Below are 12,381 nucleotides of genomic sequence, written 5' to 3' on the forward strand. Positions count from 1 at the left end.
GCTGACCCTCGCCCTGCACCGGGTCTTCGACTCCCCCAAGGACAAGGTCCTCTTCGACACCGGGCACCAGTCCTATGTGCACAAGCTGCTCACGGGGCGGCAGGACTTCTCCCGGCTCCGTGCCAAGGGGGGCCTGTCGGGCTACCCGTCGCGGGCCGAGTCGGCGCACGACGTCATCGAGAACAGTCACGCCTCCACCGTGCTGGGCTGGGCCGACGGGCTGGCCAAGGCCAACGAGGTGCAGGGCCGGGGCGACCATGTGGTGGCCGTCATCGGTGACGGTGCGCTGACCGGCGGTATGGCCTGGGAGGCGCTGAACAACATCGCCGCTGCCAAGGACCGGCCGCTGGTCGTCGTCGTCAACGACAACGAGCGCTCCTACTCGCCCACCATCGGCGGGCTGGCCGACCACCTGGCCACCCTGCGCACCACCGACGGCTACGAGCGCTTCCTCGCCCGGGGCAAGGACGTCCTCAACCGCACCCCGGTCGTCGGCAAGCCCCTCTACGAGACGCTGCACGGTGCCAAGAAGGGCCTCAAGGACTTCATCGCGCCGCAGGGCATGTTCGAGGACCTGGGCCTGAAGTACGTCGGTCCCATCGACGGGCACGACATCGCCGCCGTCGAGTCCGCCCTGCAGCGGGCCAAGCGGTTCGGCGGCCCGGTGCTGGTGCACTGCCTCACCGAGAAGGGCCGCGGGTACCGGCCCGCCCTCGCCGACGAGGCCGACCACTTCCACACCGTCAACAGGATCGACCCGGCCACCGGTGAGCCCGTCGAGCCGTCCACCGGGCGCTCCTGGACCTCGGTGTTCGGCCAGGAGATGGTGGCGGTCGGCGCCGAACGGCCCGACGTGGTCGCCGTGACCGCCGCCATGCTGCATCCGGTCGGTCTCGGCGCCTTCGCCGCGGCCTACCCGGACCGGGTGTACGACGTGGGCATCGCCGAGCAGCATGCCACCGTCTCCGCCGCCGGCATGGCCACCGGGGGGCTGCACCCGGTCGTGGCCGTCTACGCCACCTTCCTGGGCCGCGCCCTCGACCAGTTGCTGATGGACGTGGCCCTGCACCGGTGCGGCGTCACCTTCGTCCTGGACCGCGCCGGTGTCACCGGCCCGGACGGCGCCTCCCACCACGGCATGTGGGACCTGTCCGTCCTCCAGTGCGTCCCGGGGCTGCGGATCGCCGCACCCCGCGACGCCGAGCGGCTGCGCGACGAACTGCGGGAGGCACTCGAAGTGGCCGACGCGCCGACCCTGCTGCGGCTGCCCAAGGCCGAGGTGGGCGAGCCCATCGAGGCGCTGCGGCGCACCGGGGGCGTGGACGTGCTCCGTGAGGGTGCGGGCGAGGACGTGCTGCTGGTCGGCGTCGGTGCCATGGTGCCCGCCTGCCTGGAGGCCGCCGCACTGCTGGCCGCGCGGGGACTCGGGGTGACGGTGGCCGACCCGCGCTGGGTCAAGCCCGTGGATCCGGCGCTGGTGGGGTTCGCGGAGCGGCACCGGGTGGTCACCGTCGTCGAGGACGGCGTGCGGACGGGCGGTGTGGGTTCCGCCGTCGGCCAGGCATTGCGGGACGCGGAGGTGGACGTGCCGCTGTGTTCCCTGGGCCTGCCCGAGAGCTTCCTGCCGCACGGCAAGCGGGTCGAACTCCTGGCCGAGCTGGGGCTGTCGCCGACGGGTATCGCCGCGCGCACCGGTGAGGTACTGGACCGGGCCGCGGAACGCGAGGCGGAGCACCGACGACGGCAGCGCGCCCGCAGCGGGCCCGGCCGCGCCCGGGCCGGCGCCGCACACACCGGCGAGGGGAGCGTGGCGTGAGCGACTTCGACCTGACGAAACTGCTGGCTGAGCGGGGCGCGGAGCGCTACGAACTGCACGCGCGCCACCTCAACCACCAGCTTCCGCGCATGCTGCACACGCTCGGCTTCGACAAGGTCTACGAGCGGGCCGAGGGCGCCTACTTCTACGACGCCGAGGGCAACGACTACCTGGACATGCTCGCCGGGTTCGGAGTCATGGGGCTGGGCCGCCACCACCCCGTCGTCAAGCAGGCCCTGCACGACGTGCTCGACGCACAGCTCGCCGACCTCACCCGGTTCGACTGCCAGCCGCTGCCGGGTCTGCTGGCCGAGAAGCTGCTGGCCCACGCGCCGGGGCTCGACCGCGTCTTCTTCGGCAACAGCGGTACCGAGGCCGTCGAGACCGCGCTCAAGTTCGCCCGCTACGCCACCGCACGGCCCCGCATCCTGTACTGCGCCCACGCCTTCCACGGGCTGACCACCGGCTCCCTCTCCGTCAACGGGGAGGACGGCTTCCGTGACGGCTTCGCACCGCTGCTGCCCGACACGCCCGTACCGCTGGGAGACCTGGAAGCGCTGGAGCGGGAGCTGCGGAACAAGGACGTGGCGGCGCTGGTGATCGAGCCCATCCAGGGAAAGGGGGTGCACGCGGCGCCGCCCGGGTACCTGCGGGCCGCGCGGGAGCTGCTGCACAAGCACGGCGCGCTGCTCATCGTGGACGAGGTGCAGACCGGAATCGGCCGTACCGGCGACTTCTTCGCCTACCAGCACGAGGACGGCGTCGACCCGGATCTGGTGTGCGTGGCCAAGTCGCTCTCGGGCGGCTATGTGCCGGTCGGGGCGACCCTGGGCAAGGAGTGGATCTTCAAGAAGGTCTACTCCTCCATGGACCGCGTGCTGGTCCACTCGGCGAGTTTCGGTGCCAACGCGCAGGCCATGGCCGCCGGGCTCGCCACCCTCGCCGTGATGGAGGACGAGGGCCTCACCGAGAACGCGCGCCGCACCGGTGCGGAGTTGCGCGACCGGCTCGCCGCCCTCGTGGGGAAGTACGAGCTGCTGCACGAGGTGCGGGGCCGGGGGCTGATGATCGGCATCGAGTTCGGCAAGCCCAGGTCACTGGGCCTGCGCAGCCGCTGGACCATGCTGCAAAGAGCACGCAAGGGCCTGTTCGCGCAGATGGTCGTCGTCCCGCTGCTGCACAAGCACCGCATCCTCACCCAGGTCTCCGGTGACCACCTGGAAGTCATCAAGCTCATCCCGCCACTGGTGGTCGGGCAGGACGAGGTCGACCGTTTCGTGAGCGCCTTCACGCAGGTCATGGACGACGCGCACAACGGGGGCGGTCTCATGTGGGACTTCGGGCGCACCCTGATCAAGCAGGCCGTGGCGGCGCGGTGAGCAGCAGCGGGACCCGCTGAGCCGTACGGGAAGCGCGCGGTGCGGGCCGGGGCAGGCGTCCCCGGCCCGCACCGCGTCGGCTCACTGTCGCGCAGGGGGCCGGGCATTTCGCCGGGTTCCTTCTGCGACGCCGTCTCACGGGCGGGTCGGCTGCGCAGCCGACGGGGCAGCCGGTCGCGTTCCTGTCCGCGGGGCTCAGTCCTCCAGCATGCGGGTCCGCAGCCTGGTGCGGGTCCCCTCACCGAGACCGAGGCCCTCGGTCAGATAGGTCTCCACGCTGCCCCAGGTCTCGTCGATCATGGTGAAGGCCGCGTGCAGGTAGGCGGCGCGGGCGTCGAAGAGCGGCGCCAGCAGCGCCAGCACCTCGGGCGACATCCCGGCCTTCGAAGCGGAACTGCGGTGCACCTTGTACCGACGGTGCGGGTCGTTGGACAGCAGGTAGTCGGCCTCGATGGCGTCGCGGTCCACGCCGAGGGCCAGCAGCGTGATCGCCACCGAGAGGCCCGCCCGGTCCTTGCCGGCGGCGCAGTGCATCAGCGCGGGCACGCTGTCCTCGGCGAGCGCGTGCAGGATGCGGCTGTGCTCGGCCGTGCGGGCTGTGATCATGGTGCGGTAGGAGGCCGTCATGCGCTCGGCGCCCAGTCCGTCGCCGAGGATGGCCTGGAGCTGCTCCAGCTCGCCCTCCCGCACCATCTTCCAGAACTCGGCCCCGTCGGCCGGGTCGGAGAGCGGGATGTTGACGTTGCGCACCCCCGGCAGCGTGATGTCCGGGCCGTCGAGCTTACGGTCGGCGGCGTTGCGGAAGTCGAAGACGGTGTGCAGCTTCAGTTCACCCAGGAAGGCCGCGTCCTCGGGGGTCGCGTGCGCCAGGTGACCGCTGCGGAAGAGCACTCCACGCCGGACCCGCCGTCCGTCCGCCGTGGGCAGCCCCCCGACGTCGCGGAAGTTGCGTACGCCGGCCAGCACCGTTTCGGCGAACTCCTGAGTCACGAGTGCGCTCCCTACCGCTTGAGACGACCGTCCGTTCGACCATACGACATGGATGCCCGAGGCGATCACTTCCCGTGAGGTGACCCGTGCGACAGGCGGTCCGGCGGCGGCTCGCCGTACGCTCGCACCGTGAGTGAGGAGCTGTTTCCCCGCCCGGCCCACCAGGTCGCCCCCGGCGCCGTGCACCTGCCCGGGTGGTTGGACCACGGGGCGCAGGAGGAGCTGCTGGCGGCGTGCCGGCGCTGGTCCCTGCCGCCGGCCGGGCTGCGGACGGTACGGATGCCCGGCGGGGGCGAGATGTCGGTACGGCAGCTCAGCCTGGGACGGCACTGGTACCCGTACGGGTACGCGGAGACCGTCGTGGACGGCGGTGGGGAGCGGGTGAAGCCCTTCCCCGGGTGGCTGGGGGAGTGGGCCAGGGCCGCCGTGGACGACGCCACCCGGGTGTCCCGCGCCGCGTCGGTGGAGGAAGGCCGGGCGAGCGGCGGGGACGGAGAAGCGCCCGGTGGTGAGCGGTGCGCCGCCCCGTACGACATCGCACTCGTCAACTTCTACGGTCCCGGTGCCCGGATGGGCATGCACCGCGACAGCGACGAGCGGACGGACGCGCCCGTCGTCTCCTTCAGCCTCGGAGACACCTGCGTCTTCCGCTTCGGCAACACCGTCTCGCGGGGCAAGCCGTGGCAGGACGTGACGCTGCGCAGCGGTGACGCCTTCGTCTTCGGCGGGCCCGCACGCCTGGCCTACCACGGGGTGCCGCGCACCGAACCGGATTCGGCGCCGCCTGCGCTGGGGCTGCGGGGCCGCGTCAACGTCACGGTGCGGGCGTACTGAGGGCGTACCGAGGGGCTGCGGGCCGGTACGCCGACGGGCCGGATCTCCGGTGAACTGACGGACCGCGCGGGCGTATTGGGGCGAATTGCGGTCTGTCAAGCGGAAGCCGGGCGGGTTCACTCGTTGGGAGCTGGCGAGCCATGGCGAATGCCCCGTTCGGGTCAGATGGGAGCGTGGGCGCGAGCTAGCGTGACCATGGCGCCGTCACCTTTCTCACCTCTTCTTGACACCTCAACTCCTTTCGAGGATCCCATGGCCGAACCCCCGAGCAACGCGGTGCGGACACCGGGAGGAACAGGACCCTCCCCTTCCGCTTCGCTGGTCGTCCCCCCTCCCGGTCCTCCCCGCCCTCCCGGCAGGCACGGCGCCGGGCGACGGCGGCACGGCAAACCCCGCGCGCGGGACGCCTCACGCGGCGGCGGTCCCCGCGAGAGCGTGGGCGACGCCGCCGTACGTCGCAGACTCGTCCGGCTCGCCGTCCTGCCCGCCGGGCTGATCGCTCTCACCGGTGCCGCCACCGTCACCTGGCTGCTGCGAAGTTGCGAGGGCGCCGGTTCCCTCGGCGCGCCACTGTGGGGTGTGCTGGCCGTCGGCGCCGTGGTGGCGGGCACCGTCCTGGCCGCCGCGACCGCCTTCGCCGTCGCCGAGGCCCGCGGCACCGCCGAGCGGTGCGCCGCGCTGCGCCGGGCCACCCTCCGCGGTCAGGCCGAACTCCGCTCCATGCTCTGGGCATTACGCCACGGGGAGCGACCCGTGGCGCGTACCCGTGCCCCGCAGGGTGAGCCGGACGGTGACGGCCTCGACCTGCTCGCCTACCAGGCCGCGCTCGCCCAGTGCGGGGCAGAGGCCGCCGTCGCGGAAGCGGCCGCGCTGACGGGGCGTTCCGGCGGCGGAGGCGCGGAGAAGATGGAGGTCTTCGTCAGCCTCGCCCGCCGCCTCCAGTCGCTGGTCCACCGGGAGATCCGCTGCATCGACGAGCTGGAGCACGAGGTCGAGGACCCCGACCTGCTCAAGGGCGTCTTCCACGTCGACCACCTCGCCACCCGCATCCGGCGCCACTCGGAGAACCTCGCCGTGCTCGGCGGCGCCGTGGCCCACCGCCGGTGGACCCGTCCGGTGTCCCTGTCGGAGGTGCTGCGCTCCGCCATCGCGGAGGTGGAGCACTACACCAGGGTGCAACTGGTCCCGCCCATCGACGGCGCCGTGCGCGGGCACGCCGTGGCCGACGTCATCCACCTGCTGGCCGAACTGATCGAGAACGCCACGGTGTTCTCCGCGCCGGAGACCCATGTACTGGTCCGCACCCAACTGGTGACGGCCGGGCTCGCGGTCGAGATCGAGGACCGGGGCCTGGGCATGAACCCCGGCGAGCAGCAACAACTGAACGCCGTGCTCGCCGAACCGACGGACATCGACGTGCCCGCGCTGGTGCGGGACGGCCGTATCGGGCTCTACGTCGTCGCCGCCCTCGCCCGGAGGCACGGTGTCGTTGTCCAGCTCCAGCACAACATCTACGGCGGAGTGCAGGCCGTGGCCGTGCTGCCCCGCCGCCTGCTGGGTGAGGCAGCGAGCGACGGCCAGGCGCTGGGAGAGAGCTCCGGGACACTGCCGACCGGCGGACAGGGCGGCGGAACCTCCGAGGCCGCCGGTACGGCCGGGGGCGGCACCGGCGGGGCCGGTGGAACGCCCTTCGCGGGGTCTGCCACGAAGGGCTCCGCCACGAAGGGCCCCGTTGCGGGTTCCGCAGTGCCGAGCCCCGCCGCGGGCCCGGTCACGCGGGACACCACCGCGGATCCCGCGGTGCCCGGCGCCCCCTCGGAGCCTGCCACGAAGGGGCCCGTCGCGAGGGCCGGTCCAGGGGATGCCGGGCATCGGTCGCCGTCCGCCCGGCAGGGCGGCGGACCTGGGGACGTGGGCAGGGGCGGGGACCCGGACGGGGACGCCCCCGGACCCGCCTTCCCGGGTGACCCGCGACCCCGCTCGCGTGCGCGGGGCACCTCACGGGGGCCCGCCACCCCCGCTCCGCCGACGCCGTCGCACTCCACGGACCCGGCGACCCGTTCAGCGGACCTGGCGGGTCACCTCACGGAACCGGCCTCCCACCCCGCGGATCCGGCAACGCCTCCCGCGGACGTGGCGGGTCACCTCACGGATCCGGCTTCCCCTCCCGCGGATTCGGCCTCCCGGCCCGCCGAACCGGGGGAGCGCCCCTCGAACGCGACCGACCGCCCCACGAACGCGGCCGCCGGTCCCGCGGGCGGGACCGGCCATCGCGGCAAGGGCGCCCGTGACCGGGCGGGGCGCGCGTCGCAGGCGCGCCGTCCGGCAGCGTCGGCACAGCAGGCGCGCGGCCGGGGGCGCGGTGCGTACCCGGCGAGCGGCGAGGGCACGGACGCGGCCGAAGGGGAGGCGGGGCGCCCGCCGTTGCCCAGACGGCAGCGGCAGGCTCGGGCGGGGGCCGAAGCGCGCGAGTCCCCGCCACGGCCCGAGGATGCCCACGGCGGGACCCCGCGCGATCCCGGGCTGATGGCCGCCTTCCGCCGGAGCGGCACTCCCGCGCACGGCGTCGACGGTCCGGCGGGTGGATCTCCGCCGCCGGACCGAGGAGAAGAGCGTGACCATGGTGAGTGAGGCCCCGGCCCCGCGGGCAGCGCCACCGACCTGTCGTGGCTGCTGGCGGCGCTGGTGCAGCGCGTACCGCGTGCGAGCAGCGCCCTGTTGCTGTCCGCGGACGGGCTGGAGCCGGACACCGCTGACCATATGGCGGCGCTCTCCTCGGCGCTGTACGCGCCGGCCCGGAGCCTCGGGATGCGGATGGCGGACAGCGGCGGGGTGCGGCAGGTGGTGGTGGAGCTCGGCCAGTCGCTGCTGTGCGTCTCACGGGCCGGGCAGGGGATGTGCCTTGCGGCGCCGGCCCGGCGGGAGGCGGATGCCGCTGTGCTGGGGTACGAGATGGCCGTGCTCGTCAAGCAGGTCGGTCCGCTGCCGGTCACGCCCGCACGGCAGTCCGGCTTGTCGTGACCGTCGCGGTCGCGCTTTCTGCGCTTTCTGCGCTTTCTGCGCTTTCTGCGCTCTCTGCGCTCCGGCGCGCTGTTGCCGTGTCCCGGGCGACGGTGAAAGAAGCTGTGCGGAACCGTTGTTTCTGCTTCGCCCCCTGTGGTGTCTTGTGGGTTATGGCAGCCAAGTCATGGGCACGACGGAGTTTTCTGACGGCAAGTGGCGGCGCTCTGGCGGGTTATGCCGCCCTCAGGGAGCAGAAGGCGGCCTTCGCCGCCGGACGGGGACGCGCCGACGGACAGGAGTGGGACGGCGATCCCACGGTCTTCGAAGTCGGCCGCGAACCGGCGCGCGCGGCCCTCATCCCCTACCGCGACACGAGGTCCGCGCTGCGCGGCGAGCGGAATCGTTCGCCCTACTACCGGTCACTGAACGGCACATGGCGCTTCCACTGGGCCGAGAACCCCGACAAGCGTCCCGAGGGCTTCCACCGCCCCGACTTCGACGACGGCGACTGGGACCGCCTGCCAGTCCCCGCCAACTGGGAGATGCACGGCTACCGGGAGCCCATCTACCTCAACATCCGCTACCCGTGGGTCGGTTACGAGGAGCCGGAGCCGCCCGCGGTGCCCAAGGAGTTCAATCCGGTCGGCTCCTACCGACGCACCTTCACCGTGCCGGGGGACTGGAACGGCAGACGCACCCTGCTCTCCTTCCAGGGCGTCAAGTCCGCCTTCTTCGTGTGGGTGAACGGCCGGCAGGTGGGCTACAGCGAGGACAGCTACACCCCGGCCGAGTTCGACATCGGCGCACACCTGCGCGAGGGTGACAACACCCTGGCCGTCCAGGTCCACCGCTGGTCGGACGGCAGTTGGCTGGAGGACCAGGACATGATCGATCTGTCCGGCATCTTCCGCGACGTCTACCTGTACTCGGTGCCCCGCGTCCACCTCGACGACGTGGAGGTGCGCACCGCACTCGACGACGCCTTCACCGAGGCGGAGCTGACCGTCCGCACCCGGGTACGCAACACCACCGACACGGCAGGGGAAGCGCACACTGTCACGGCTGTCCTCCACGGCGCGGACGGGCACCAGGTCGATACCGGTCCCCTCACCGGTACCGTCCGGCCTCCCGCGGGCGGCGTCGCGGAGGTGGACCTGACCGGTACGGTGCACCGCCCGAAGCTGTGGTCCGCGGAGAGCCCCGCGCTCCACACCCTCGTCCTGACTGTCGAAGGGCCCGACGGGAAGCGGACCGAGACCCACCGGGTGCGGTGCGGTTTCCGGAGGCTGACCTTCGGATCCGGCAGGCTGGAGATCAACGGCAAGCCGCTCGTCCTCGCGGGCACCAACCGGCACGAGTCGGACCCGGTGCACGGGCAGGCGGTGCCCGAGGAGACGATGCGGCGCGACATCGAGCTGATGAAGCAGCACAACATCAACGCCGTCCGCACCTCGCACTACCCCAACGCGCCGCGCTGGCTGGAGCTCTGCGACGAACTGGGGCTCTACGTGGTGGACGAGGCCAACCTGGAGACCCACGGCGTCCGCGACACCCTGCCCGCCTCCCTCCCGGAGTGGACCGACGCCTGTGTGGACCGGGCGCGCAGCATGGTCGAACGCGACAAGAACCACCCCTGCGTGGTCATGTGGTCGCTCGGCAACGAGGCAGGCAGCGGCGACAACTTCGCCACGATGGCCGACTGGATCCACGAGCGCGACGCGAGCCGCCCCGTGCACTACGAGGGCATGAGCGCGGTCGCCGACGTGGAGAGCCGGATGTACTCCCCGCCCTCGGACGTCGAGGAGTACGGCAGGTCGGGCAACCCGAAGCCGTTCCTGCTGTGCGAGTACGCCCACTCCATGGGCAACAGCACGGGCAACCTCCAGGAGTACTGGGACGTCTTCGAGAAGTACCCCAACCTGCACGGCGGCTTCATCTGGGACTGGGTCGACCAGACGATCCGCAAGCCGGTGCCGGGCGACCCCTCGCGCACCTATTCCTCCTACGGCGGCGACTGGGTGGAGGGCTACCCCACCGACGGCATCTTCTGCTGCAACGGGGTCGTCCGCTCCGACCGCAGCCCGGAGCCGGAGCTGGCCGAGGTCAAGCACGTCTACCAGCGCTTCTCCTTCGCGGGCGAGCGAGCGGCCGAGGGCGAGGTGAAGATCGCCAACAAGCAGTTGTTCACCCGGCTCGACGCCTACGACCTGCGCTGGGAGGTCACCCGGGACGGCGAGCGGCAGCAGTACGGCACCGTGCGGCCCCCCGCGGCCGAGCCGGGGTCGACGGGCACGGTGCACCTGCCGCTGAAACGCCCGGGCAAGCCCGTGCCCGGTGCCGAGTACTGGCTGGTGCTCTCCCTCGTCCTGCGCCGCCGCACCCCGTGGGCGAAGGCCGGACACGTGGTGGCGGCCGAGCAGCTCCCGCTGACGGCCTGGCAGGCCCCGGCGCCCGAGGAACCCGGGGACGAGACGCTGCCGCCCGTCGAGTACGAGGAGAGCGGTAAGCAGATCACCGTCACCGGCCGGGACTTCTCCCTCACCCTGGACAAGGACAGCGGGACGCTCACCGACTTCCGGCACCAGGGAGCGGTTCTGGTCTCCGCGGGGCCGGTGCCCAACTTCTGGCGCGGGCCCACCGACAACGACATCGGACGGGACTTCCACAAGACCGCCGCCACCTGGAAGGAGGCGGGTGCGCGGCGCACCACGGACGAGGTGAAGGTGGCGCGCGAGAACCGCTCCGTCGTCACCATCGAGGTCCGCGCCACCCTGCCGACCTCGCCGGCCACCTCCGCGTACACCACCGTCTTCACGGTGCGCGGCGACGGCGAGGTCCGCGTCACGCACACCCTGGAGCCCGGCAAGAACCTGCCCGACCTGCCCATGGTCGGCGCGCTGCTCACCCTGCCCGGGGGCCGGTCGGCCTTCACCTGGTACGGCCGCGGGCCGCAGGAGAACTACTGGGACCGCAGGAGGGGCGCGTTCGTGGGACGGTACCGCTCCACCGTGGAGGAGCAGTACACCGCTTACGTACGGCCGCAGCAGTGCGGCAACGTCACCGGCGTGCGGTGGGGCGAGCTGAGCGGCAAGGACGGGACAGGGCTGCGCGTGAGCACCGAGCCGGGCGAGCACCTGGAGCTGAGCGCGCTGCGGTACACGCCCGCCGACCTGGACGGCCCCCGGCACCCGTACGAGCTGAAGCCCCGCAAGGAGACGGTGCTGGGCGTCAACCACCGCCAGATGGGGCTGGGCGGCAACGACTCCTGGGGAGCGGCGCCACTGGAGCAGTACCTCCTTCACGCCGACCGCACCTACCGCTACGGTTACCGCCTGCGCGCCGTGTGACGCACGGCGCTCAGACGGCAGACGGTACAGGTGAGCGGGGAAGGGACGAGACGTGACGGAACGGCGGGACGACTTCACGACCGTGGCGGACGGAACCCGGGTGGCGACCTTCACCTGGCTGCCCCAGGGGGACGTCCGGGCGCTCGTGCAGCTCGCCCACGGCGCGGCCGAACACGCCCTGCGCTACGAGGCCTTCGCCCGCTTCCTGAACCGCAACGGCTACGCCGTCGTCGCCTCCGACCACCGGGGGCACGGGGCGACGGCGCAGTTCACCGGCGGCTACGGCGCCGTCGGTGCGGAGGGCTGGCGCGCCACGGTCACCGACCTGAAGGAGGTCGGTGACCGGGCGCGTGCCCACCTGCCCTCCGACATCCCGTTCTTCCTCCTCGGGCACAGCATGGGCTCCCAGTTGGCCCGGGACTACGCCCAGGAGTACGGGGGCCGCCTCTCCGGGCTGGTGCTCTCGGGCACCTTCCGTTCGCTTCCCGGCTGCGAGATCGACAGCGCCGTGCGGCGGCTGGAGCAGGAGATCGCCGAGCAGGGGCGAGACGCACCGTCCGCGTTCACCGCCGAGCTGTTCGCCTCGTTCAACGACCCCTTTCCGCACCGCACCGGTTACGAGTGGCTCTCCCGGGACGAGGCCGAGGTGGACGCCTACGCCGAGGACGAGCGCTGCGGCTTCTCCTTCAGCGCGGGTTTGTCCCTGGACTGGGTGCTGGCCAACCGCAAGATCAACGATCCGGAGCAGTTCCGCCGCATCCCGCGCGAGCTGCCCGTCCACATCGCGGTGGGCGAACTGGACCCCTGCCACCAGCGCCTGACCCTCGTGGCCGAACTGCTGGAGGACTTCCACTACCTGGGCTCGCACGACGTGAGCCGGCGCGTGTACGAGGGCGCGCGGCACGAGATCCTCAACGAGACCGACCGCGAGCAGGTCAGGGCCGACCTGCTGGAGTGGTTCGAGAGCCACCTGGACGTGGCGCCCCGGTACCGCCCCGGCAGCTGACGCGCT

At 72.3% G+C, this 12,381-nt stretch carries 8 protein-coding genes; 7 read left to right on the plus strand and 1 reads right to left on the minus strand.

What is annotated here, in order from left to right:
* Both dxs and H297_RS0123920 read left to right on the plus strand, forming a co-directional pair.
* Positions 1-1,816, plus strand: a 1,816-nt coding sequence (dxs, locus tag H297_RS38075) for a 1-deoxy-D-xylulose-5-phosphate synthase (protein ID WP_106959690.1), incomplete at its 5' end; no start/stop codon positions are given.
* The gene (locus tag H297_RS0123920) at positions 1,813-3,195 is read left to right on the plus strand and encodes a class-III pyridoxal-phosphate-dependent aminotransferase (protein ID WP_027739124.1); all 1,383 of its coding nucleotides are present in this window, start codon (positions 1,813-1,815) and stop codon (positions 3,193-3,195) included. The genes dxs and H297_RS0123920, both read left to right, overlap by 4 nt.
* Positions 3,196-3,390: 195 nt before the next feature.
* Here H297_RS0123920 and H297_RS0123925 read toward each other — a convergent pair whose 3' ends face one another.
* A complete protein-coding gene (locus tag H297_RS0123925; protein WP_027739125.1) occupies positions 3,391-4,185 on the minus strand; it encodes a tyrosine-protein phosphatase in 795 nt (264 codons plus the stop codon).
* Positions 4,186-4,314: 129 nt separating this feature from the next.
* On the opposite strand from H297_RS0123925, the gene H297_RS0123930 reads away from it, so the two are divergent.
* The 5 genes from H297_RS0123930 (at position 4,315) to H297_RS0123950 (ending at position 12,375) form a co-directional block, all read left to right on the plus strand.
* Positions 4,315-5,019, plus strand: a complete 705-nt coding sequence (locus H297_RS0123930) for an alpha-ketoglutarate-dependent dioxygenase AlkB (RefSeq protein ID WP_027739126.1) — start codon at positions 4,315-4,317, stop codon at positions 5,017-5,019.
* Between the two features lie 435 nt (positions 5,020-5,454).
* Positions 5,455-7,650, plus strand: coding sequence for an ATP-binding protein (locus H297_RS43800; RefSeq protein ID WP_051352123.1), 2,196 nt, complete (start codon positions 5,455-5,457; stop codon positions 7,648-7,650).
* A 30-nt stretch (positions 7,651-7,680) separates the two neighbouring features.
* Positions 7,681-8,040, plus strand: a complete 360-nt coding sequence (locus tag H297_RS0123940) for a roadblock/LC7 domain-containing protein (protein ID WP_027739127.1) — start codon at positions 7,681-7,683, stop codon at positions 8,038-8,040.
* Positions 8,041-8,192: 152 nt separating this feature from the next.
* On the plus strand, positions 8,193-11,369 hold the full coding sequence (gene lacZ, locus H297_RS0123945; protein ID WP_027739128.1) for a beta-galactosidase, LacZ type: 3,177 nt from the start codon (positions 8,193-8,195) through the stop codon (positions 11,367-11,369).
* A gap of 52 nt (positions 11,370-11,421) precedes the next feature.
* Positions 11,422-12,375: an alpha/beta hydrolase gene (locus H297_RS0123950; RefSeq protein WP_027739129.1), complete on the plus strand. Its 954-nt coding sequence runs from the start codon at positions 11,422-11,424 to the stop codon at positions 12,373-12,375.
* Positions 12,376-12,381 lie beyond the last annotated feature (6 nt).

This window comes from Streptomyces sp. CNT360 (assembly GCF_000424785.1).

Excerpts from the sequence above, each read along its gene's own strand:
- lacZ (WP_027739128.1), top strand. The coding sequence starts at position 8,193 with ATGGCAGCCAAGTCATGGGCACGACGGAGTTTTCTGACGGCAAGTGGC.